The 22,918-nt window shown below is 70.5% G+C and carries 22 protein-coding genes; 14 read left to right on the forward strand and 8 right to left on the reverse strand.

All coding sequences use genetic code 11. From position 1 onward, the window contains the following. Positions 1–153: 153 nt before the first annotated feature. Complete coding sequence (locus ACFYTQ_RS18215; RefSeq protein ID WP_387362065.1) at positions 154–2,736, forward strand: ABC transporter substrate-binding protein; 2,583 nt, start codon at positions 154–156, stop codon at positions 2,734–2,736. On the opposite strand, the gene ACFYTQ_RS18220 is transcribed toward ACFYTQ_RS18215, so the two are convergent. From ACFYTQ_RS18220 to ACFYTQ_RS18235, 4 genes are read right to left on the reverse strand one after another with little or no spacing between them, the layout of a single operon-like run. Next, complete coding sequence (locus tag ACFYTQ_RS18220; protein WP_387362067.1) at positions 2,733–3,071, reverse strand: hypothetical protein; 339 nt, start codon at positions 3,069–3,071, stop codon at positions 2,733–2,735. The two genes, ACFYTQ_RS18215 and ACFYTQ_RS18220, sit on opposite strands and share 4 nt — an antisense overlap. A gap of 24 nt (positions 3,072–3,095) precedes the next feature. Further along, positions 3,096–3,482 carry a hypothetical protein gene (locus ACFYTQ_RS18225; RefSeq protein ID WP_387362069.1) on the reverse strand — a complete coding sequence of 129 codons (387 nt, stop codon included), beginning with the start codon at positions 3,480–3,482 and terminating at the stop codon, positions 3,096–3,098. Further along, on the reverse strand, positions 3,479–4,738 hold the full coding sequence (locus ACFYTQ_RS18230) for an amidase domain-containing protein (RefSeq protein ID WP_387362071.1): 1,260 nt from the start codon (positions 4,736–4,738) through the stop codon (positions 3,479–3,481). The genes ACFYTQ_RS18225 and ACFYTQ_RS18230 overlap by 4 nt, the downstream gene beginning before the upstream one ends. A gap of 31 nt (positions 4,739–4,769) precedes the next feature. After that, a complete protein-coding gene (locus ACFYTQ_RS18235) occupies positions 4,770–5,177 on the reverse strand; it encodes a VOC family protein (protein ID WP_387362073.1) in 408 nt (135 codons plus the stop codon). A 53-nt stretch (positions 5,178–5,230) separates the two neighbouring features. Here ACFYTQ_RS18235 and ACFYTQ_RS18240 point away from each other — a divergent pair, with 53 nt between their 5' ends. Then, complete coding sequence (locus ACFYTQ_RS18240) at positions 5,231–6,190, forward strand: helix-turn-helix transcriptional regulator (protein ID WP_387362310.1); 960 nt, start codon at positions 5,231–5,233, stop codon at positions 6,188–6,190. Here ACFYTQ_RS18240 and ACFYTQ_RS18245 read toward each other — a convergent pair. Together ACFYTQ_RS18245 and ACFYTQ_RS18250 are read right to left on the reverse strand one after the other, a co-directional pair. After that, positions 6,177–7,805, reverse strand: coding sequence for a molybdopterin-dependent oxidoreductase (locus ACFYTQ_RS18245; RefSeq protein ID WP_387362075.1), 1,629 nt, complete (start codon positions 7,803–7,805; stop codon positions 6,177–6,179). The genes ACFYTQ_RS18240 and ACFYTQ_RS18245 overlap by 14 nt on opposite strands. Positions 7,806–7,811: 6 nt before the next feature. Continuing rightward, complete coding sequence (locus ACFYTQ_RS18250; RefSeq protein ID WP_387362077.1) at positions 7,812–8,459, reverse strand: fasciclin domain-containing protein; 648 nt, start codon at positions 8,457–8,459, stop codon at positions 7,812–7,814. A gap of 164 nt (positions 8,460–8,623) precedes the next feature. On the opposite strand from ACFYTQ_RS18250, the gene ACFYTQ_RS18255 reads away from it, so the two are divergent. After that, positions 8,624–9,631 (forward strand): alpha/beta hydrolase, encoded by a 1,008-nt coding sequence (locus ACFYTQ_RS18255; RefSeq protein ID WP_387362312.1) that lies wholly within the window; start codon positions 8,624–8,626, stop codon positions 9,629–9,631. 40 nt (positions 9,632–9,671) lie between these two features. Beyond that, on the forward strand, positions 9,672–11,105 hold the full coding sequence (locus ACFYTQ_RS18260; protein ID WP_387362079.1) for an MFS transporter: 1,434 nt from the start codon (positions 9,672–9,674) through the stop codon (positions 11,103–11,105). Here ACFYTQ_RS18260 and ACFYTQ_RS18265 read toward each other — a convergent pair. Further along, a complete protein-coding gene (locus tag ACFYTQ_RS18265; protein ID WP_387362080.1) occupies positions 11,102–11,965 on the reverse strand; it encodes a sigma-70 family RNA polymerase sigma factor in 864 nt (287 codons plus the stop codon). The genes ACFYTQ_RS18260 and ACFYTQ_RS18265 overlap by 4 nt on opposite strands. 128 nt (positions 11,966–12,093) lie before the next feature. Here ACFYTQ_RS18265 and ACFYTQ_RS18270 point away from each other — a divergent pair, with 128 nt between their 5' ends. The 8 genes from ACFYTQ_RS18270 to ACFYTQ_RS18305 all read left to right on the forward strand — a co-directional run bounded on the left by ACFYTQ_RS18270 (position 12,094) and on the right by ACFYTQ_RS18305 (position 20,994). Further along, positions 12,094–12,483 carry a DoxX family protein gene (locus tag ACFYTQ_RS18270; RefSeq protein WP_387362082.1) on the forward strand — a complete coding sequence of 130 codons (390 nt, stop codon included), beginning with the start codon at positions 12,094–12,096 and terminating at the stop codon, positions 12,481–12,483. Between the two features lie 85 nt (positions 12,484–12,568). Then, a complete protein-coding gene (locus tag ACFYTQ_RS18275; protein WP_387362084.1) occupies positions 12,569–12,955 on the forward strand; it encodes a YciI family protein in 387 nt (128 codons plus the stop codon). Next, complete coding sequence (locus ACFYTQ_RS18280) at positions 12,952–14,193, forward strand: RNA polymerase sigma factor (protein WP_387362085.1); 1,242 nt, start codon at positions 12,952–12,954, stop codon at positions 14,191–14,193. Before ACFYTQ_RS18275 ends, ACFYTQ_RS18280 begins: the two co-directional genes overlap by 4 nt. Further along, positions 14,190–15,050 (forward strand): hypothetical protein, encoded by an 861-nt coding sequence (locus ACFYTQ_RS18285; RefSeq protein ID WP_387362087.1) that lies wholly within the window; start codon positions 14,190–14,192, stop codon positions 15,048–15,050. Before ACFYTQ_RS18280 ends, ACFYTQ_RS18285 begins: the two co-directional genes overlap by 4 nt. A gap of 12 nt (positions 15,051–15,062) precedes the next feature. Continuing rightward, positions 15,063–15,404: a VOC family protein gene (locus ACFYTQ_RS18290; protein WP_387362089.1), complete on the forward strand. Its 342-nt coding sequence runs from the start codon at positions 15,063–15,065 to the stop codon at positions 15,402–15,404. A gap of 92 nt (positions 15,405–15,496) precedes the next feature. Next, positions 15,497–18,766, forward strand: coding sequence for a carboxyl transferase domain-containing protein (locus tag ACFYTQ_RS18295; protein ID WP_387362091.1), 3,270 nt, complete (start codon positions 15,497–15,499; stop codon positions 18,764–18,766). Then, on the forward strand, positions 18,760–19,740 hold the full coding sequence (locus ACFYTQ_RS18300) for an endonuclease/exonuclease/phosphatase family protein (protein ID WP_387362093.1): 981 nt from the start codon (positions 18,760–18,762) through the stop codon (positions 19,738–19,740). Before ACFYTQ_RS18295 ends, ACFYTQ_RS18300 begins: the two co-directional genes overlap by 7 nt. 9 nt (positions 19,741–19,749) lie before the next feature. Continuing rightward, the gene (locus ACFYTQ_RS18305; protein WP_387362095.1) at positions 19,750–20,994 is read left to right on the forward strand and encodes a serine hydrolase domain-containing protein; all 1,245 of its coding nucleotides are present in this window, start codon (positions 19,750–19,752) and stop codon (positions 20,992–20,994) included. Here ACFYTQ_RS18305 and ACFYTQ_RS18310 read toward each other — a convergent pair. Beyond that, positions 20,991–21,581, reverse strand: coding sequence for a TetR/AcrR family transcriptional regulator (locus ACFYTQ_RS18310; protein ID WP_387362097.1), 591 nt, complete (start codon positions 21,579–21,581; stop codon positions 20,991–20,993). The genes ACFYTQ_RS18305 and ACFYTQ_RS18310 overlap by 4 nt on opposite strands. A 64-nt stretch (positions 21,582–21,645) precedes the next feature. On the opposite strand from ACFYTQ_RS18310, the gene ACFYTQ_RS18315 reads away from it, so the two are divergent. Both ACFYTQ_RS18315 and ACFYTQ_RS18320 read left to right on the forward strand, forming a co-directional pair. Then, entirely contained in the window at positions 21,646–22,542 is an 897-nt protein-coding gene (locus ACFYTQ_RS18315) for an oxidoreductase (RefSeq protein WP_387362099.1), read from the forward strand. A 108-nt stretch (positions 22,543–22,650) separates the two neighbouring features. Next, entirely contained in the window at positions 22,651–22,842 is a 192-nt protein-coding gene (locus tag ACFYTQ_RS18320; protein ID WP_387362101.1) for a DUF3072 domain-containing protein, read from the forward strand. Positions 22,843–22,918 lie beyond the last annotated feature (76 nt).

The following is a 22,918-nucleotide window of genomic DNA, read 5'->3' on the forward strand; positions in this document are numbered from 1 at the left end:
GGGACGGCCAGAGCCTGGGGGAAGGGTGAGATGACCGGTTTTCGCGGAGCGCCCGAACTTTACGATTTGATCCGAGAGTTGTGCAGGCGCCCGCGAGCGGGGGATCGGTGGCGTCGCGAAGGGCAGGGCAGACACCTCGTCGGTCGCCGAGGGTTGCCGCTGCTGTGCCTGGCGCGGGAGAAAAAGCGGCATCCCGATGTGGTGCCCGATATCGTCACGCATCTGAAACGGGCTATGCCGGGGGATATCCGGATCAGCAACCCCGAGCTTCCCGCGCCGCGCGGGGACGGGGAGGCGGCCGACGAGGTCGAGCGGATGCGGGATCTGCTGGACGCGGCCGCAACGGGATTCGTGCGCAACCACATTCGCGGGCGGCGGCTGCGATTCGAGCGATTCATGCTGGTGGTCTGGTTGATGCGGCAGAGCATCGACATCGGCGACCCCAATCCGGATCGCACGTTGCGGTTGCGGTTGCAGCAGCGGGGGTTGACCGATCGGCTCGGGGCGTTCGTCGAAAGTGGCGGGAACAGAATCAATTACGACAGCTGGTGGTGGCGGCTGCTGTTGTGGTGGTTGCGGCTGCTGACGGTCGGGGTGTTCCAGCTCGCGGTGACGGGGCGGGTTCCGGCGCTGTCCGGCCGATATCGGTGGTTCCTGCGGCAGCGGTATCTCGCGCCCGAACTGTCGGGGACATTCGTGCGATTCGCGAGCCGGTTGACGGCCGGGGAATGGGAGAAGGAGGAGCGGGAATCGCTGTGCCTGCTGCTGGTCCACGCCTTCCTCGAGGATTTGCGGCGGGCCTATCGGCTGCCGTTCTGGCAGGTGTGGCGGCGGCGCGAAATGGTCTATCCCCTGCTGTGTCTCGACGATATCGACGCCGGGAACGGAGGATTCGCGCTGCTGGCGTTGGTCAATGACGTCCGCAATCAGAGCGGGCTGTTCGATCCGCTGTTGGTGATCGGCGCGTGCGAGGAGCTGCCGCCGGACGTGGGGACCGACGCGGACCATCGGGCCGGGTACGACGCGACGCAGGCGTTCGCCGCCTATCACCATTGGCAGGACACGCTGCACGACGCGCAGCGCAAGCGCGGCGAGACGGCCTGGTACCTCCCGATCCGGATCGGCAGCGAGCAGTGGTCGACCGTGCCCGGCGGGCATCACTTCCCCGTGCGGCCGGGGCGGCCCGCGTGGTGGCTGAGCCGGTGGACCCGGATCGGGGTGCCGGTGGTCGTGCTCGCGCTGGTCGGCGGGGTGCTGGTGTGGCGCGGGGAGACGTATCTGCACGCGCATTGCGGGGTGCGGGACGAGGGGCTGGTGTGGACGGGCACCGAATGCGTGGGGTTGAGCGACGGATCGTTCGATCTGTTCCAGCCCTCCGACGAGCCGGTCCGGCAGGTGGAGGCGCTGTTGGCGAGGCAGAACCGGCAGGCCGAGGCGATGCAGCGCGCCCAACCGGAGCGGCCGTTCATCACCCTGGTCGTGCTCGAGGGGTTCACCTCCTCCACCGGCACCACCACCGGGCTCACCGAACCGCTCGAGTCCGTCGAGGGCGCGGCGGTCGCCCAAGCGCGCCAACTGAATACGAGCGACGCCTCGGCGCCGATCGTGCGGATCCTGCTCGCCAACGCGGGCCGCGATCTGCGGGAGGGGGCGCGTCTGGTCGAGCCGCTGCGCGCGCTGGTGCGGCGCGATCCGAGCGTGGTCGGGGTGATCGGATTCGACGAGAGCCGCCGGACGGTGATCGAGCTGATCCGGTCGATCACCACGATCGGGTTGCCGATGGTGGGGTCGACGCTGTCGGCCGATCAGCTCGTGGACGCGTCGCCGATGTATTTCCAAGTGGCGCCGCAGAATCGGCGGGAGGCGGAGGTGGCGGCCGCGTTCGCCGAGACCCTGCTCGCGGACAAGTCGACGCCGGTGCGGGGCAAGCGGATTCGGATCTACTACTCCAACGACGAGGACGACATCTACAGCGTGAACCTGCGCGACGACGCGCGGGACTCGTTCGCCCGGCGGGACTTCGATGTGTCCGCGGCGGCGTTCGGGGCGGGATCGGCGTCGCTGCGCAACAACGACCGCGTGTTCGCCAACGCGGCGGCGGCCGGGCGGGACATCTGCTCCTACGACGGGTTGGTGTTCTACGCCGCGCGCGGCTCCGACTTCGACGGATTCGCCTCCGCCGCGGCGCAGTGCGGGAGCAAGGCGGTCCTGATCGGCGACGACGACGTGTCGGCGCATGTGGCGGATCAGACCGCGCGCCAGCATGTTCGGTCGTTTCCGTACTACTACCTGAACTTCGCCAATGCCCCGATCGATCGGCCCACCCGGGCGGCGCGCGACTTCTACGACTCGTGGGCGGGGCTGTTCTCGGTCGAGCCGTCCGGGCGCGGGCGCGGGATCGACGGTTACGGCGCGCTCGCCTACGACGCGGCTCAGGTCATCATCGCCGCCGCGGGCTATCTGCACGACTCCCGGCCGTCGATTCCCTTGACGCCCGGCACGGTCTGGCGTCAGATCACCACCATCCACGCGACCGAGGACACCAACAGCAAACCGCTCGAGGGTGTCACCGGGCGCATCGACTACGGCGGCGACATCACTCGAAATGTGCCGTTGGACAAGCCGATCGCGGTGTTGCGGGTGGACGGGGGCGAGATCGATCTGGGGTTCCGGAAGTATTGCGGTGCGGCCACCGAGGAGTTGGCCCCCGAAAGCTGGTGTCCGCGAACGAATTAGGACGGGGGTTTGCCCAGGCCGTTGAGCGCCGTCGCGATGCGGTTGAAGCCGGTGGTGTTGTCGACGTCCATGCCGTGCAGGGTCTGGGCGGCGGAGACGATGCGTTCGCCCGCCGTCTCGAGTTCGGTGATGGTGTCCTCGATCTCGCCGCGCAGGGACGCGGCGTATTTGACGAGGACGGCGCCGGTGGCGAAGCCTTTGTTGCCGTCGGCGGCCGGTTGGGCGGAGTCGAACAGCGTATCGAGCGCCGTGCGGGCCGTCCCGGCCTCGGTGTGAATCATGGTGCCGGAGCCGCCGACTCGGTCCGGTTCGATATTGATCTCGTCCCCACTCATGAGAATCCCCCTCGTCGTGTTTTTCTAACCGCTGCCGCAGGGCAGGCCGCTGCCGTCCAAACCTCCGTAGGGATCGGTCGGTGCGGAGATCAGGAAGAACACCCCGGTCACGACGCCGCCGACCGCGAGCGCGCAGAGCACGGCGGCGAGGATCAGCAGCGGGCGGGGCGATCGGTTCGCCAGCACTCGGCAGGCGAGGGCGAAACAGGCCGCGGCCAGGGCCGCGGCGACGATCGCGAGCACGGTCACCGCGGTGACGTCCGGTAGCGGCGGCACGAGGCGGCAGTGGGTGCCGACGACCTCGTCGTGCCAGCGCGCGCGGCGGGCGGCGCGGGTCCAGAAGGCGAGTGCGGCGGCGGCGAGCGCGATCGGGCCGACGATGAGGGCCGGGCGTAGGCGCGGCAGGGTCACCAGGTTTCCTTCGGGCGCACGATCGTCACCGTCTGGCGGCCCTCGCGCTGCTCGCCGACGGGCAACCGGTCCTGGAGACTCTGGTTGGCCGCGCCGGGGGTGTGCTGGGTGTAGAGGACCTCGCCGTCGGGGAGGACGGCGGTGACGACGGCGGTGTGGTGGCTGACGCCGTCGGGGTGGTCGCCGGGGCCGTCGGCGTAGTTGAAGTACACGATGTCGCCCGGTTTCGCTTGGGCGACAGGCACTTCCGAGCCGCCGTGGTCGAGGAAGAACTTGCGTTGGGCGTCGGAGTTGTACCAGGACTCGGTGTGGGTCTTGCCCTGGATGAACGGGACGCCCAGATCGCCCGCGGCGGAGGTGCCCCAGTTGTCGCTGTCGAGGGTGCCCCAGCTCCAGAAGTCCATCTTGTCCTTCAGGCCGCCCTCGCGCAGGCTGTGCGAGGCGAAGTTGGCGCAGTTGTTGCCGAAGACGTCGATGCCGGTGTCGTTGGCGTGCGCGAGGGCCCAGGCGACGGTCTTGGTCGGGTCGTAGCCGCGGCCGTCGTCGCGCAGGGCGTTCTTCACGTCCTCGGGAATGCCACGCAGAGCGCACAATTCGACGGGGACCGCGCGCATGAGGGCCTGTTGCTGTTCGGGGGTCAGGCTCGCCCACCACTCCGCGACCTGGGTCTCGGTGAGGCCGTCGGGGAGCGCATCGCGCAGGGCCTCCAGGGCTTTCTGTACGGCGGTGGCCTGGCGAGCCTGCGCCTGGGCGGCGTCGATGGTGTCGGGGTCGACGGAGACCGCGTTGATGGCCTCCACGCACGCCTGATCGGCCTGGGTGGCGGCCTCGACGGCGTCGTCGATCGTGCGTTGGACCTCGATCAGCTCGAGGAAGGTCAGCCCGTCGGGGACGGTGCCCTCGGGGATGGTGACCCGGCCGGTGCCGTCGACGGACAGGCCGAGCTGACCGGCGCGTTGTATCGCGCCGGTCAGCTCGCGCTGGGCGATGCCGATCGCGTCCTGGAGGGTGTCCAACGCGGTCATCGCGCCGCGAGACAGGATGCTGGCGTTGACCATTCGGTTGGCGATCTTGACCAGGACCGCGCGCGCTCGCTCGCCGGTCCGGTCGGGCCAGCTCTCGGACAACTCCTTGATGCCGTTGGCGTGGATGTTGTCGGCGGTGCGCTCGGTCTGTTTGGAGATCGCCAGCATGTCGTCCGCGGCGGTCTGCCAGAGTTGCGGTTTCGCGTCGCGCAAATCGACAAAGGTGACCATCGAACCCCCCTCCCAAGTGTTCGCGGTTATCTTACCCGGGCGTCACCACGTCGAGAACCCATGCCACGCCGAAGCGGTCGCGCAACATGCCGTAGGTGTCGGCCCAGCCCGCCGGGCCGAGGGGGACCACGATGGTCGCGTCGGCGCTCAGGGCGTTCCAGTATTCGGTGATCTCCTCGACGGTGTCGCCGCGCACGGAGACGAAGGTCGGGTTCTCGCCGGGGTGGTAGGGCAGGGTGGCGGGGACGTCGTAGGCCATGACGTGAAAACCGTTGTCGGCGAGGACTTGTCCCCACAGGACGTGGTCGCCCTCGGCGGTGTTCCCGGTGTCGGCGTAGGTGACGACGGTGAGGTCGCCGCCGAAGACGGATCGGTAGAACTCGAGGGCGGTTCGGGCGTCGCCGCGGAAGTTCAGGTGGGTGGTGGTCGTGACTGACATGGGACCAGATTCGCAGCGGTAGAGGACAGGGTGTGTCCGCTTCTTCGGGCAGGATGGGATTCGTGCCGAAAACCTCCGCGCGGTTGCTCGCGCTGTTGTCGTTGTTGCAGGCGCGGCGGGATTGGCCGGGCGCGTCGCTGGCCGAGCGGCTCGAGGTCAGTCCGCGCACGGTGCGCCGGGATGTGGAACGGCTGCGGGAGCTGGGGTATCCGATCGTGACGGTGAAGGGGCCGGACGGCGGGTACCGGTTGGGTGCGGGAACGCGGTTGCCGCCGTTGCTGTTCGACGACGAACAGGCGGTGGCCGTGGCGGTGGCGTTGCGGACGGCCGCGGCCACCGGGGCGGGGATCGGGGAGGCGGCGTTGCGGGCGCTGACCGTCGTGCGGGAGGTGATGCCCGCGCGGCTGCGGCATCGGGTCGACGCCGTGCGGGTGACCGCCGTCGGGCGGCCGGGGCCGTCGGTGGACGGCGAGGTGCTGGCGGCGGTGAGCGCGGCGGTGCACGCGGGGGAGGTCCTACGGTTCGACTACGGGAGCGATACGCCGCGGCGGGTGGAACCGCATCACCTCGTGACGCGGGACGGGCGGTGGTATCTGGTGGCGTGGGATCTCGATCGGGGGGAGTGGCGGATCTTCCGGGCGGATCGGATCGCGCCGCGGACGCCGACGGGACCGCGGTTCGGCCCGCGCACGGTGCCGGGTGGGGACGTGGGGGCGTTCGTGGCCGGAAGGTTCAGCGGCACAGACGGTTCCGGGTTGTGGCCGTGCTGGGGGGAGGTGATCCTCGAGCGGTCCGCCGCCGAGGTGTCGCCGTTCGCCGAGGACGGGATCGTGGAGGAGCTCGGGCCGGGGCGGTGTCGGCTCACGGCGGGTTCGTGGTCGTGGGTGGCGTTGGCGGCGGCGCTGGCGCGGTTCGACGCCGATCTCGAGGTGGTGCGGCCGGACGAGTTGCGGGAAGCGTTCGGGCGGTTGGCTTCTCGTTGTGCGGCGGCGGGGCGGGTCAGCGGACGGTGATGACGCGGCTGTGCCAGCCGGTGGCGCCGTCGGGGAAGGGCGGGGCGCGGTGGTCGGTCTGGATGACGCCGTCGCGGTCGCGGGCGCGGACGCGGAGGGTGTGAGTGCCGGGGGATGCGTCCCAGCGCCAGAACCATTGGCGCCAGGTGTCTTTCGAGTACTCGGCGGCGAGGGTGGCGGGTTGCCAGGGGGCGTCGTCGACCTGGATTTCGACGGCGTCGATGCCGCGGTGCTGGGCCCAGGCGACGCCCGCGACGGTGACCACGCCCGCGGGGACGGTCGCGAAGGCGGCGGGGACGTCGATGCGGGAGGCGGTCTTGATCGGGGCGTCGGCGGCCCAGCCGCGTTGGGTCCAGTAGGCGCGGGCGCGGTCGAAGCGGGTGAGTTCCAGATCGACCACCCATTTGGTGGCCGAGACGTAGCCGTAGAGGCCGGGGACGATCAGGCGGGCCGGGTAGCCGTGCTCTACGGGCAGGGGGGCGCCGTTCATGCCGACGGCCAGGAGGGCGTCGCGGCCGTCGAGGATCGCCGAAAGCGGTGTGCTGGCGGTGAATCCGTCGATGCTGCGGGACAGCAGCATGTCCGCGTCGGGGTGCGGGCCCGCCTCGCGGAGCAGATCGGCCAAGGGGTAGCCGGTCCAGACGGCGGTTCCGGCGAGGTCGCCGCCGACCTCGTTGGAGACGCAGGTGAGGGTGATCGTGCGTTCGACCGCCTGGCGGGAGCGCAGCCGGTCGAAGTCGAATTCTATTGTGCGGTCGGCCATTCCGTGAATGCGCAGCCGCCACGCGGAGCTGGTGAGGGCGGGTAGTTGCAGGGCGGTGTCGACGCGGTAGAAGCGATCGGCGGGGGTGATGAACCCGGTGACGCCCGGCACCGGGACCCGGGCCGCGCCGGGGGCGGGCGCGGGCGAATCCGCGCGGGGCAGCCGGAACCGGGCGCGGTCGGCGGTCACGTCGCGCAGCCGGGTGCCGAGCCACTGCCCCGCCGTCGCCGCGCCCACGGCCAGCGTGGCCGCGCCCGCCGCGATCGTGAGGAATGCGCGGCGTGAGGGTTTCGTGGGCTCGGTGGACGCTGGGGCGGTGAGTGGCGGGCGGCGTGAGGGTTTCGTGGGCTCGGTGGACGCTGCGGTGGTGCGTGACGGCTTCGTGGGTTCGGTGTGTGCTGGGGTGGTGAGGGGCGCGGGCTTGGTGCGTGGCGATGTCGGGGTCAGGAGGTGTAGCGCGAGCGCTCCGGCGACTGTGCCGACGAGGGTGGGGATGGCGAAAAGGGGGGTGGCGGTGGGTCTTTGGAGGGCGGCTGTGGTGACGAGGAGGCCGAGGAGGGTCAGGAGGAGGGTGCCCCAGGGGCGGCGGTGTTCGAGGAGGCCGAGGACGGCCGCTCCGAGCAGCATGACCGCGGCCATGGTGGCGAACAGGGCGGTCTTGTCGTTGCTGCCGAACCATCGGATGGCGGCGTCCTTCAGCGTGTGCGGCGTGCGGTCGACCACGGCCGCGCCGAGGGCGAACAGTGGCGAGGCGGCCGGGTCGACGACCGCCGCGACGAGGTGGCCGACGCCGAGAACCGTTGCGGCCGAGACGATCCCGGCCGTGATGCGGCGGGCGACGGAGGCGGACACCGTGGATCAGGCCGGGGGCATGAGGACGGTGTCGATGAGGTAGACCGTCGCGTTCGCGGTCTTGACGCCGCCGCAGACGACCGACGCGTCGCCCACCTTCAACGCGTCGCCGGAGCCGGTGACGGTGACATCGGCGCCCTCGACCGTCTTGTGCGTCCCGGCGATCTTGTCGGGCGCGATCTGCCCCGGCACGACGTGATAGGTGAGGATCTTGGTCAGGGTCGCCGAATCGGTCTTCAGCGAGTCGACCGTGGCGGCCGGGATCTTCGCGAAAGCCGAGTCCACGGGCGCGAATACGGTGAACTGGCCGCCGTTGAGGGTGTCGACGAGATTCACCTGCGGGTTGAGCTGGCCCGAGACCGCGGCCGTCAGGGTGGTGAGCATGGGGTTGTGGGAGGCGGCGACGGCCACCGGGTCCTGCGCCATGCCGCTCACCGAACCGGGGCCAGTGGGGTTCTGCGCGGCGTAGGCGGAGCAGCCGGACCCGACCATTTTCGCCCCGGCGGCGTTCGCGGTGGTGGAGTTCGCGGTCGAACCGGACATCGTGGTGGTCGTCGAGCCGCCGGAATCGGACTTGTTGTCGGAGCAGGCGGTCATTCCGGCCGCGGCGGCACCCGCCACCAGCACCGCTACCACGCAACGTCGCATCTTCATCGGTATTCCTGCCTTCGTGATCGGCGGCCGGGGTGGCCGCGGCGATTTCGGTCGCAGGGGACTTCGGGAGGACCCCGGGCGCGGATCGGTGCGAATTTTTCCGGACGCGAACCAAACCGGCCGGGGTAGCGGTCCGAAGTTCTGCGAGACCGATGCGAAAGGGGATGGATGTGAAGACCACAACGTCGCTGTGCCGGGTGGCGGTGGGCGTGCTCGCCATGGCCTGTCTGGCCGGTACCGGTGCGACCGCGACGGCCGCGCCCGAGGTGCCCGGGGTCGTCTCGGTCGAGCCGATGGGCGACCGGTACGAGACCGTCACGGTGTTCTCCCGGGCCATGAACCGGCCGATTCCGGTGCAGGTCGTGCGCGCGGCGGGGCCGTCGCGGCCGACGCTGTACCTGCTCAACGGTTCCGGCGGCGGGCCGAACGAGAGCGGCTGGGACAAGCAGACCGACGCGGTGGACTACCTGCGCGGCAAGGACGTCAATGTGGTGACGCCCATCGGCGGCGCGAACTCCTACTACACCGACTGGATCCGCGACGACGCCGTGCTCGGGCACAACAAGTGGCAGACGTTCCTCAACGAGGAACTGCCGCCGGTCATCGAGTCCTATCTGGGCGCGAACGGGCAACGCACCCTCGCGGGCGTGTCCATGAGCGGCACCTCGGTGCTGAACCTGGCTATCGCCAAGCCCGGCTTCTGGAACGGCGTGGCCTCCTACAGCGGGTGCGCGCAGACCTCCGATCCCGTCGGGCACGAATTCGTGCGGCTCACCGTGGAGAACTGGGGCGGCGGGCAGAGCGTGGCGAATATGTGGGGGCCCGCCGACGATCCGTTGTGGCGCGCCAACGATCCGCTGCTCAATGCCGAAAAGCTCAGGGGCACAGCCGTTTACCTGAGTGCGGGCAGCGGAATTCCGGCCGCGCCACACGACACGCCCTCGGATCGGCGGGTGCAGGAGGGCCGGATCCCGTTGCCGGTGCAGATCGTGTTCGGCGGGCCGATCGAGGCGGCCATCCACTATTGCACGGTGAACCTCGTGGATCGGTTGCACGCGTTGGAGATTCCGGTGACCTTCGACGATCGGCCGGTGGGGACGCACTCGTGGGGGTACTGGGAGGACGATCTGCGGACGTCGTGGCCGTTCCTGGCGGGAACGCTGGGGGTGTGAGGGAGGGTTTTCGGAGCGGCGGACGGGGAACGTTCCGCGCATGGGCACCGTGCGCACGCAGATTCCGGCTCGGCTCGATCGACTGCCGTGGGCGCGGTGGCATTGGATGATCGTGGTCGGGCTGGGGTCGGTGTGGATCGTCGACGGGTTCGAGGTCACCGTGGTCGGCAGTGTGGCCGGGCGGCTGTCGGAGCCGGGGAGTGGGCTGGCGATCTCGTCGGCGCAGGTGTCGGGGCTGGCGGCGGCGATGTATGTGACGGGGGCGTGCGTGGGGGCGTTGCTGTTCGGGTGGCTGACCGATCGGTTCGGGCGCAAGCGGCTGTTCATCGTGACGCTGGTGGTGTATCTGGTGGCGACGGCGATGACGGCGTTCTCCTTCTCGCTGTGGTGGTTCGTGCTGTTCCGGTTCTGCACGGGGCTCGGCATCGGGGGCGAGTACGCGGCGATCAATTCGGCCATCGACGAACTGATTCCGAGCAAGTACCGCGGGCGCATCGATATCGTCATCAACGGGACCTACTGGCTGGGCGCGTCCGGTGGGGCGTTGCTGTCGGTGGCCGCGTTGAATCCGAACCTGTTCGCGCCGAATATCGGCTGGCGCTTGATGTTCGGGATCGGGGTGATCTTCGGGCTGCTGGTGCTGGTGGTGCGGCGGCATGTGCCGGAGAGTCCGCGGTGGATGTTCATCCACGGCCGCGACCGCGACGCCGAGCGGCTGGTGGACGGCGTGGAGGAGCGGGTGCGCGGGGAGACCGGGGCGGAGCTGTCGCCGGTCGAGGAGACCATCGAGGTGCGGCAGCGGCGGTCGACGGGATTCGGGGAGATCGCGAAAGTGATGATCCAGCAGTACCCGCGCCGTAGTGCGCTGGGGCTGGCGCTGTTCGTCGGGCAGGCGTTCCTCTACAACGCGGTGACGTTCAATTTCGCGGTCATCCTGCACGAGTCGTTCGACGTGCCGAGCGATCGGACCGGGTACTTCTACGCGGTCATGTGTCTGGGGAGCTTCTTCGGGCCGTTGCTGCTGGGCCGGTTCTTCGACACCGTGGGGCGCAAGCCGATGATCTCGGCGTCCTATCTCGGTTCGGGAATCCTGTTGTCGCTCACCGCATTACTGTTCGTGCGCGGTGACCTGACGGCGGTGACGCTGACGGCGTGCTGGGCGGTGGTGCTGTTCGTGGCGTCGTGCGGGGCCAGTTCGGCGTATCTGACGGTGAGCGAGATCTTCCCGATGGAGACGCGGGCGATGGCCATCGCGTTCTTCTACGCGGTGGGCACGGCCGCGGGCGGGATCGCGGGGCCGCTGGTGTTCGCGGACCTGACCTCCGGCGGGGACGCGGGGCGCACGGCGCTGGCGTTCCTGATCGGGGCGGTGGTGATGATGGTCGGGGGTGTGGTGGAGTTGATGTTGGGGGTGCGGGCGGAGGGGCGGTCGCTGGAAAGCATTGCGGCGCCGTTGAGTTCGCGGGGCGGTTAGGTCAGGACACCGGTGAGGTCGAGGTCCTTCAGGCGGGCCGGGTCGGCGAGGATCTCGATGCCGGTGATGTGGTCGCCGGTGAGGGTGAAGGCGATGATCGAGACCGGGGTGCCGTCGACGATGTTGATCAGGCCGGGGAGGCCGTTGACGAGGGCGCGGTGGGAGGTGGCGCGGACGGCGGCGGGGCGGAAGCTCAGGGCCTGGGTGGCGACCGGTTCGGCGCCCTGGATGACGCGGGTGAGCTGACCGGCGTCGGCGCGCAGCACCACGTCGGGGTCGAGGACGCGCAGGAGTTCGGCGAAGTCGCCGTCGCGGGCGGCGGTGAGGAAGGCGTCGACCACGCGGCGCTGCCGGGGGCGGTCGGGGGAGGGGACGGTGCCCTGGACGCGGCGGCGGGCCTGGCTGGCGAGTTTGCGGGCGGTCTGCGGGGTGCGGTCGACGATGGGGGCGATGCGGTCGTAGGGCAGGGCGAACATGTCGTGCAGGACGAAGGCGAGGCGTTCGGCGGGGCTGAGCGACTCCAGCACCATCAGCAGGCCCAGGCCGACCGAATCGGCAAGCAGCGCTTCGTGTTCCGGGGTGGTGTCGGGGGTGATCACCGGGTCGGGGAGATGGTCGTCGTCGAGGGGTTCCTCGTGTTTGCGGGACCGCAGCATGTCCAGGCAGATGCGGCCGACGACGGTGGTGAGCCAGCCGCCGAGGTTGTCGATGTCTGCGGTATCGGTGCGGGCCAGGCGCAGCCACGCCTCCTGCACCGCGTCGTCGGCCTCGCTGAGCGAGCCGAGCACGCGGGCGGCGACCGCGCGCAGATGGGCACGGTGCCGCTCGAACGCCTCGGCCAGGAACTCGGTGTCGTGCACGGGTGCCTCCTCTGATCGCGCCGTTCTATCCCTGACGGATCGGCGGCGGCGAATGTGACCGGTCACGTTTCGCGCGGCTCGTACGTCAGTGCGTCGAGACCATCCTCATCGAGAAGGAGCGACCCGCGATGACCACCACCCTCACCCCCTCGAAGACCCGTTCGCGCGCAATCCGACTGGCGAAGGCGCTGCCGGTCGTCACGATCCTGGCCGAGACCGCGATCGGGGCGAGCTGGGATCTCGCGCGCATCGGCATCGTGCGCGACACCCTCGTCCACCTCGGCTACCCGGTGTACTTCCTCACCCTCCTCGGCGTCGGCAAGGTCGCGGCACTGGCGGCCATCCTCACCCCCGGCCACCCCCGCACCCGCGAATGGGCGTACGCGGGCCTGTTCTTCATCTACGCCGGGGCGGCGATCTCGCATCTCACCGTCGGCGACGGACCCGACCGCTGGACCATGCCGATGGTCTTCGCCGCCTGCACCCTCGCCGCGCGGGCGTGGTTGCCGGTCCGATGAGCCTTCCTCCGCCGGGCTGTCGAGATACGGTCGGTCTGTTCGTCATCCTCTTGAACCGATCGTCCGACGGAGGAGTGGAGGACCTGTGCAGTACATGTTGTTGATCTACGGATGTGAGCGGCCCGAGGTGGGGGAGCCCGGGTTCGAGGAGGCGTTGGCTCGGGTGAACGGGTTCGCCGAGGAGTGCCGGCGGCGGGGGGCGTTCGTGTGGGGGCGGCCCTTGCAGGGGGAGCACACCGCCACGACGGTGAGTGTGCGGGAGGGGCGGACGTTGATCACGGACGGGCCGTTCGCCGAGACGCACGAACATCTCGGGGGCGCTTACGTTCTCGATTGCCGGGATCTGGACGAGGCGCTGGAGTTGGCGGCGCTGTGTCCGATGGCGGCGCGGGGGACGATCGAGGTGCGGCCCATCGCGCCCGTGCCGGGGCTGTACGAGCGGGCGGTGGATTCGGCGGCCGCCGGGGAATGACCGCCGCGCCGGTTCTGCGGGAGGTGTACCGGGAGCATCGGGCGCGGATGCTCGCGGCGCTGATCCGCGTCCTCGGCGATTTCGAACTCGCCGAGGACGCGTTGCAGGACGCGTGCGCGCTGGCGTTGCGGTCCTGGGCGGAGTCGGCGCCCGACGATCCGGTGGCATGGCTGCTGACCACCGCGCGGAATCGGGCGATCGACCGGATGCGCCGCGCGAAGGTGGGGCGGGAGAAGCTGGCCCAGCTCGGGCCGACGCCCGAGGCGGTGACGATGACGACCGGATTCGACGAGGAGGGCCTGCTCGGGATGGGGGACGAGCGGCTGAGTCTGATCTTCACCTGCTGTCACCCGGCGCTGGCCGAGGACGCGCGGGTGGCGCTGACCCTGCAAGCGGTGGCGGGACTGACCGCCGGGCAGATCGCGGCGATGTTCCTGGTGTCCGAATCGACGCTGGCGCAGCGGCTCGTGCGGGCCAAACGCAAGATCCGCGACGCGGGTATCGGCTTGCAGGTTCCGGCGGATTCGCAACTGCCCGAACGGCTTTCGGGTGTGCTCGCGGTGCTGTACCTGATCTTCACGCGGGGGTACACCGCCGCGCCCGATCGGCCCGAGCGGCGCGCGCTGCCGCGGGAGGCGATCAGGCTCGCCAAACTGGTCGCGACGCTCATGCCCGACGAACCCGAGGCGCTGGGGTTGGTCGCGCTGCTGCTGCTCCAGGATTCGCGCCGCGCCGCCCGCTACGACGAGACCGGGGAGCCGGTGTTGCTGGCCGATCAGGACCGGTCGCGCTGGGATCGGGACGAAATCGCCGAGGCCGTCGGCGTTCTCGACCGCGCCCTGCGGCTGGGCAGGCCGGGACCGTATCAGGTGCAGGCGGCCGTCGCCGCCCTGCACGCGCAGGCGCCCGACGCCGAGCACACCGACTGGGCGGGCATCGCCGCCCTGTACGAGCGGCTGCTTGCCCTGTCCCCGTCGCCGGTGATCGCGCTCAATCACGCGGTGGCGGTGGCCGAGGCGTCCACTCCCGCAACGGGTTTGGCGCTCATCGACGGTATCGATGGACTCGATCGCTATCACCTGCTGCACGCCGCCCGCGCCGATCTGCTGCGCCGCCTCGGCCGCACCGCCGAGGCCGCCGCCGCGTACCGGCGCGCCCACGAACTGGCCGCCAATCCCGCCGACCGCCGCTTCCTCGCCGGGCGGCTGCGCGACCTCGACCTTCCGGAGACCTCATGAGACTGACCATCCTCGACCACGGTCATCGCCGCCGCGCCAAGGTGTTCATGGCGCTGACCTCCGCGACCTCGCGGACCGACAGCCCGGACATCGTGAAGACGCTGCTGTATCGGCCCGGCTTCCTCACCTGCCCGCTGCTCGACCTGACGGCGGACGCGATGCGCGGGCCGTCGTACTGGACGGCGGGGGAGCGCGAGTACCTCGCGATGAGTACCGCTCGGCTGCACCGGTGCCCGTTCTGTATCGACTCCCACGCCGAACTCACCCGCATTGCTGGGGAGGGGGAGATCGATCCCGATGATCCGTCGTCCGCGCGGCCGGAGCTGCGGGCGGTGTGGGACTTTCTCGAGGTGCTCGGCCGGACGCCCGAGCGCGCGGATATCGGGATGGTCGAGGGGATTCCGCGCGCGGCGGTGCGAGAGGCGTTGCGCGTCAATCTGGTTTGGAACATCGTCAACCGGCTGGCCAACGCGTTCGGATTCGTTCTGCGGGAGGGGCAGTTGCACAGCGGCACGCGGGCGTTGCACCGGTTCGGCTATCGGTTCCCCGGGTTCCTGCTCGCGGGTGGTCCCGCCGCGAAACACGCCGATCCGGTGGACGAGCTGCGGGAGCTGGCGCTCACCGGGGCGGAGCTGCCCGAACCGTGGCCGTCCTATGTCGCGCTCGTGCGGGACGCCTCCTATCGGATCACCGATGCCGACATCGACCGGCTCACCGCTGCCGGGCATTCCGAGGACGAGATCTTCGAAGTGACGGTCGGGGCCGCCGTCGGCGCGGCACTGGAAACTTTCGACGCCGGGGTTGTCGAGAACGACCGCGGCCGTTCGTCCTCCGGTACGTCAACCGACGATCACTGAGAGGACCACATCATGCCCGGACAGATCAACTGGCTCGAGATCCCCGCCGCCGACACCGCCCAGGCCCGCGCCTTCTACGGCGGCCTGTTCGGTTGGGGCACAGACGAATTCGGCGACGACTACCACGTGATCGGCAACGGCCCGGCCGGGGCCATCGCGCCGCGCGCGGACGGGTTCACCCAGCCGCGGGTGTACTTCGCCACCGACGACATCGACGCGTCGATCAAGCGCCTGCACGAACTCGGCGGCAGCAGCGACGGCGCGCAGGCCGTACCGGGCGTCGGGCGGATCGCGCACTGCCGCGACGATCAGGGCACTCCGTTCAGTCTGTACGAACCGGCCGCCCAGGGCTGACCCGCGGGGCGCACGTGGCACGGGCCGCGCGGTCCACAAGGAATGGGCCACCGGCCGTGCCACGGGACGCCTGGTCTCGATACGGTCTCCCGGTGAACAACCTGCGTTTCGAGCGTCTGCTGGTGGCCAACCGGGGGGAGATCGCGTGTCGCGTGTTCCGGTCCGCGGCGTCGGCGGGGCTGACGACCCTCGGTGTCCGCTCCGCCGACGAGCGGGACGCGTTGCACATCCGGCGGTGCGATGAGGTCGTGGAGTTGCCCGGCGCGGGACCGGCGGCGTATCTGGATGTCGCGGCGCTCGTGTCGGCCGCGACGGCCGCGCGGGCGGACGCGGTGCATCCCGGGTACGGATTCCTTTCCGAGAGCGCGGAATTCGCGCGGGCGTGCGCGGCCGCGGGGATCACGTTCGTCGGGCCGTCGCCGGAGACGCTGGACCTGTTCGGCGACAAGGCGCGCGCCCGGGCGCTGGCGATCGAGGCCGGGGTGCCCGTGCTGCCGGGCACCGAGGGCGCGACCTCCCTCGCGCAGGCGCGGGCCTTCTGGGATCGGGAGGCCGCCGAACGCGATGCCGCGATCATGGTCAAGGCGATCTCCGGCGGCGGGGGCCGGGGCGTGCGGGTCGTGCGGGCCGCCGCGGAACTCGAACGGGCCGTGGCCGATTGCGCGGCCGAGGCGCGGGCCGCGTTCGGCGACGACTCGCTCTACGTGGAACGCTTCCTGCGCCGCGCCCGGCATGTCGAGGTGCAGGTGGCGGGCGACGCGTCCGGCGCGGTGACGCATCTGTGGGACCGCGATTGCAGTGTGCAGCGGCGGCATCAGAAGCTGATCGAGATCGCGCCGAGCGCGGTGCTGCCCGAACCGCGCCGGGCCGCACTGCTCGACGCCGCGGTGGCGATCGCCGAACGCGCCCGCCTGCGCGGGGTGGCGACCGTGGAATTCCTGGCCACGCCGGAGGGCGAGTTCTATTTCCTCGAGGTCAATCCGCGCATCCAGGTCGAGCACACCGTTACCGAGGAGGTGCTGGGAATCGACCTGGTGGACATCCAGTTCCGGCTCGCCGCGGGCGAGTCGCTGGCCGCGCTGGATCTCGCCGGGACGCGGCCGCGCGGGGTCGCCGTGCAGGTCCGGATCAATGCGGAAACGCTGCTCGACGACGGAACCGTGGCGGCGTCGGGCGGTGCGCTGACCGAATTCGACCTGGCCGCCGGGGCGGGGGTGCGCACGGAGGTGAGTGGGTATCGGGGGATGACGGTGAATCCGCGCTTCGATTCGTTGGTGGCCAAGGTGATCGTGCACGGCCGCGATCTCGACGCGGCGGCCCGGCTGGCCGGGCGGGTGCTCGCCGAGAGCCGGATCGGCGGTGTCGAGACCACGCTCGGATTGCAGCGTGCCGTCCTCGAGCATCCGGACTTCCGTGCGGGAGTGTGCGATACGGCCTGGTTCGAGCGGAACCTGCCCGAATTACGCGCGCGGGCAAAGGAATTCATCGATCCGACGACCGAAACCGTCCCGGATCTCGGCGACGACCTCGCGGGGGAGGTGGTGCGTTCGACCACCGGCGGGGCCGTGGTCGAGGTGCTGGTCGGGGTGGGCGACGTGGTGGCTCGCGGTCAGACGCTGCTGCTGATCGAGGCGATGAAGATGCGGCATCCGGTGGTCGCGACGGTGGCGGGGACCGTGCTCGCGATTCCGGTCGCGGTGGGCAGCGTGGTATCCGAGGGCACGGCGCTGGTCGCGCTGGAACCCGGTGCGGTGGAAGGGGATTCGGTGACCGACGCGCGGATCGATCCCGAGGAGATGCCGCCGGTGGTCGGGGAGCTGCTCGCGCGGCGGGCGCTCCGGTACGACGCGACGCGGCCGGACGCGGTCGCCAAGCGGCACCGGCTCGGGATGCGGACGGCGCGGGAGAACATCGCGGCGGTCACCGATTCCGGATTGGACGTCGAGTACGGCGGATTCGCGGTCGCGGCGCAGCGCGCGCACCGATCGCTGGCGGAGCTGGAGGCCAAGACGATCGCGGACGGCATCGTCACCGGGCTGGGCCGGATCAACGGCGACGTGTTCGACCGTGAGCGGTCGACCTGCGCCATCCTCGCCTACGACTACACGGTCATGGCGGGCACGCAGGGGTACTACAACCATCAGAAGACCGATCGGGTGCTCGACGTCGCGCGCGAAAGACGGTTCCCCGTCGTGCTTTTCGCCGAGGGCGGGGGCGGGCGGCCCAACGACACCGACGCGCCCATCGTGGCGGGGCTGCACTATCCGACCTTCGCCGCCATGGGCCGGCTCAGCGGCACCGTGCCGACGGTCGGGGTGGTGGCGGGCCGCTGCTTCGCGGGCAATGCCGCGCTGCTCGGGCTGTGCGATGTGGTGATCGCGACCGAGAACAGCAATATCGGCATGGCCGGGCCCGCCATGATCGAGGGCGGGGGGCTGGGGATGTTCGCGCCGGAGGACATCGGGCCGATCGGGGTGCAGCGCCGCAACGGCGTGGTCGATGTGGTGGTGGCCGACGAGACCGAGGGCGCGGGGGTGGCGCGGCGGTATCTGTCCTATTTCCAGGGGGATCTGCCCACGGGTGATGTCGCCGACCAACGGCTGTTGCGGCACGTCGTTCCGGCGGATCGCAAGCGCGCCTACGATATTCGCGCCGCGATCGACACCCTCTTCGATCTCGGGTCGGTGCTGGAGCTGCGGCGGGATTTCGCACCCGCGGCCATCACCGCGCTCGCGCGGCTCGACGGCAGACCGGTCGGGGTCGTCGCCAATCAGCCGAGTGTGAACGGCGGGGCGATCGACGCGCCCGCCGCCGACAAGCTGGCCCGGTTCCTGAACCTGTGCGACGCCTACGCGTTGCCGGTCGTATCGCTCTGTGACACACCGGGTTTCATGGTCGGTCCGGAGGCGGAGAAGGACGCGGGGGTGCGGCGGTTCGCGCGGCTGTTCGTGCTCGGCGGCAATATGACCGTGCCGACGGCGACCATCGTGCTGCGCAAGGGATACGGGCTCGGGGCACTCGCCATGGCGGCCGGGGGTTTCCACAACACCGCGCTCACGATCGCTTGGCCCACAGGGGAATTCGGCGGGATGGGACTCGAGGGCGCGGTGCGGTTGGGCGCCCGCGACCACCTCGCCTCGATCGAGGACGAGGCGGAACGGCGGCGGCGGTTCGACGCGCTGGTGGCCGCGGCCTACGAGCACGGCAGCGCGGTGAACGCGGCGCGGCATCTGGAGATCGACGAGGTCATCGATCCGGTCGAGACGCGGGACGTGCTCGCCGCGGCGCTGCTGTCGCGACCGGGACCGCCACGGGACGGGTGGATCAACGCGCGGCGGCGGGTGGGGGTGGACACGTGGTGACGGGGTCGGCGCGGCGGCGGCCGGTGTTCGCGATCGTCGTGGCCGTGCTGGCGTGGATCGCGACGGTGACGGGGGCGGTCGGGGTCGCGGCGCATTTCAGTGGATTGTCCTGGCGGCCAGCCGTTCTGGCGGCCTCGGTCGCGCCTTACGCGATGGCCGTCGCGGTGCTGGGGGCGGTGGCGTTCGCGGTGCAGCGGCGGTGGATCGGGGCGGGTGTCGCGCTGGCGGTGGTGGCCGCCGCACTGGCGACGCAGGCGCCGTTGTACGTGGGCGGGGCGGACGCGGGCGGCGGGCGGCAGGTGGTGGTGATGCAGGCCAATCTGCTGTTCGACGGGGCCGATCCGGCGGCGTTCGTCGAGTTGGTGCGCGCCCGGGAGGTGGAGGTGCTCACCGTGAACGAGGTCACGGTGGGGGCGGTCGAGGCGCTCGGGCGGGCGGGGCTGGATCGGCTGCTGCCGTATCGGTACGTCTCGCCCGCGCGCACGGCCGCCGGGACCGGGATCTGGAGTCGATATCCGTTGTCGGACACCGTCGAGTACGACGGGTATGTGCTCAATCAGCTCTCGGCGACGGCCGCGATACCGGATGTCGGACCGGTGTCGGTGTACGCGTTCCACCCGATTCCGCCGGTGCTCGACGCCGGGGTGTGGGCGGACGAATTGGCAAGGCTGCGTGCGGTTCTGGGGCGCGCGCCCGCGGATCGGCCCGTGCTCGTGGGCGGCGACTTCAACGCCACCTACGATCATCGGCAGTTCCGGACGCTGGCCTCCGGACGGTTCCGCGACGCCGCCGAACAGGCCGGGGCCGGGCATCTGGTCACCTACCCGACCGACAAGCGCTGGCCGCCGCTGGTCGGCATCGATCACATCCTGGTCGCCGGAGGGCACGCCGCGCGGGTGGAGACGGTGCCGCTGCCCGGCTCGGACCATCGGGGCCTCGCCGCGCACATCCGGCTCGTGCGGCCGGATCTCTAGGATGGGCGGATGGCTGTTGACTCGTTGGTGACCATCGCCGGGGATCTCGACGCGGTGACGACCGTCGGGCCCGAGGACGAGCCGGGCGCGGCGGGACTCACCGACGGGACGGTCGAGGCGGTGTGGGAGTCGGTGCGCGGGTGGTACCGGCTGGGGACCACGCCCGCCATCCAGGTGTGCCTGCGACGCAACGGGAAGATCGTGCTGAACCGGGCCATCGGGCACGGGCGGGGCAACGATCCCGGCGACGGACCGGACGCGCAGAAGGTGCTCGCCACGCCGGACACCCCGTTCTGCGGGTTCTCCACGGCCAAGGGGGTGGCGGCGACGGTGATGGCGATGCTCGTCGAGGACGGCGTGTTCGCGCTGGAAGATCCTGTGTGCCAGTACATTCCGGAGTTCGCGGCGAACGGGAAGGGCGCGATCACCATCGGGCACGTGCTGTCGCATTCGGCGGGAGTGCCGTTCCTGACCGGTCCGTATCGCGGGTTCGACACGGTGGTGGACGAGGAGTTGGCGGTGCGGGCGCTGACCGAGCTGCGGCCGAGCTGGCCGCCGGGACGGTTCCGGGTGTATCACGCGTTGACCAGCGGGTTGATCCAACGGTTGCTGGTGCGGCGGGCGACGGGTAAGCGGATGCGCGAGCATCTGCGCGAACGGGTGTTGCGGCCGTTGGGCTTCCGGTGGACCAATTTCGGGATCGCGCCCGCGGATGTGGACGCGGTGGTGGCGGGGGTGCGGGTCGGTCCCGGGCCGTCGCGGGTGTGGCGCGCGCTGGCGCGTAAGGCGCTCGGCGGCGGGATGGGTGGCATGTCGGAGGAGGCGACGCGGGCGTTCCTCACCGCGGAACTGCCGTCCGGGAATCTCGTGACGACCGCGTACGAGCTGTCGCGATTCTACGAAATCCTCGCGCGCGGAGGGGAATTGGACGGTGAGTGGATTCTGCGGCCGGACACGTTGCGGTGGGCGATCGCGCCCGCCGAGCGGATACCGGGGGTGGCGGGGCGGGTGAGCCGGGCGGGGTTCGAGTTGGGCGGGCGGCGGTCGAAATTCGGGCGGCACACCGAAAACCATTTCGGGAGGAGCGGTTTGACGACGCAGTACGGGTGGGCCGATCCGGCGCGGGGGTTGTCGGGGGCGATTTTGACCAGCGGTAAGGCTACTGGGGATATGAAGCGGCCGTGGGAGTTGTGCGCGTTGGTCTCTCGGCGGGTGGAGCGGCTCGCGCCGGGGGAGTGGGTGTTCGCGGTCTAGGGGCGGGCGCCGCGCAGGAACTGTGTGGCGGCGGTCGCGACGATCTCGTCGAGGGATTCCGGGGGGACCATGCCGCCGTTGACGAGCGAGGCGATGCCCTGCATGGTCGCGAACAGGACGACGCCGATCCGTTCGGGCGGGCCCGCCTCGAGGTCGCCCTGTCGCTGACCTTGCACGATCAGGTCGTTCATCAGGCCCATGGGCGCCTCGGCCGCGGCCACGAGGTGCGCGGCGTCGGGGCGGTGCTTACCGGCGTACATCAACTCCAGCAGGGCGGCATTGTCGACGGCGAAGCGGATGTAGGCCGTCATCGTGGCCAGCACGCGGGCGGGGAAGTCGTCGGCGGCCTCGGCCAGCGCCGCGCGCAGCGCGAAATCCATTCGGGCGAAACCGGATTCGGCGAGGGCGTCGAGCAATGCCTGGCGGTTGGGGAAATGACGGCGCGGGGCGGCGTGGCTGACGCCGATCTCGCGGGCCAGATCCCGCAGCGTCACCTGGTCCGCGCCGCGCTCGCGCAGGCCGCGTTCGGCCGCGTCGAGCAGGGCGGTGCGGAGGTTGCCGTGGTGATAGGGGCGGTCGTCGGGCACGAGACACATGCTAGCAAACATGTTTCCGTTGACGACATTGTTTCCAGTGACTACTTTGTAGCTCATGACAACATTCTCGGTTTCGGACATTCCCTCGCAGGCGGGGCGCACGATCGTGGTCACGGGGGCCAACAGCGGGATCGGCCGGGCGGCGGCCCGGGCGCTGGCCGCCAAGGACGCGCGGGTGGTGCTCGCCGTGCGCGATCCGGACAAGGGGCGGGCGGCGGCGGCCGAGATGGGCGGGCGCACCGAGGTGCGGCGGCTCGATCTGGCCGATCTCGACTCGGTGCGGGCGTTCGCCGCGGAGTTCACCGAGCCGGTCGACGTCCTGATCAACAACGCGGGCGTCATGTTCCCGCCGCTGACGCGGACCCGTGACGGCTTCGAATTGCAGTTCGGCACAAACCATCTCGGGCATTTCGCGCTGACCAATCTGCTGCTGCCGCGCATTCGGGGGCGGGTGGTGACGGTGTCGTCGAACGGGCATCGGGCGGGGTCGATCGACTTCGACGATCTGAACTGGGAGCGCCGGACCTATCGGTCGATGGGCGCGTACGCGCAGTCGAAATTGGCGAATCTGCTGTTCACCGCCGAATTGCAGCGGCGGCTCGAGGAGGCGGGGTCGCCGGTGATCGCCACCGCCGCGCATCCCGGGGTGGCGGCGACGAATCTGGTGCGGTTCGACGGGCGGCGGGTGCGCTACCTCGTGGGGAAGGCGATCGCCGGACTCCTGGCCCAGAGCGACGCGGACGGGGCGTTGCCGACCCTGTTCGCGGCGGTGGCGGAGGTCCCGGGCAACAGCTACGCGGGGCCGAGCGGGTTCCTCGAGGGGCGCGGCGCGCCGAAGCTCGTCGGTCGCTCGGACCGGGCGCGCGACGCCGAGACGGCCCGTCGGCTGTGGGAGGTGTCGGCGGAGTTGACCGGGGTCGGGTTCCCGCGCCTTGCGCCGCAAGGGGTTTGACGCCGGGATCGTGTCCCGGCCGGGGCCGTTCGCCGGGATGTGATTGAAGATCGGGCGCTCGGGTAATCGGCGGTCGAACACATGTTCAGCCGACTGTGAGGAGGGATCATGGTGCAGCCGAATCCGGAGAAGGATCCCGAGGAGTGGACCACCGGTGACGAGCCGATGACGGGGCCGCAGGAGTCCTACCTGCAAACGCTGGCGCAGGAGGCGGGCGAGGAGGTGCCGGAGGGGTTGACGAAGGCGCAGGCTTCGCAGCTCATCGATGATTTGCAGCAGCGGACCGGGCGGGGGGCTTGATGCGGGGGTGACACGGCCCTGTGGCGCACCGGGCGTGGGGCTCGGTGCGCCGCAACGGGTTTCGTGGTTGGTGCTC

It is taken from the genome of Nocardia sp. NPDC004068 (assembly GCF_042874315.1).
In the GTDB taxonomy this organism is placed as follows: Bacteria; Actinomycetota; Actinomycetes; order Mycobacteriales; family Mycobacteriaceae; genus Nocardia.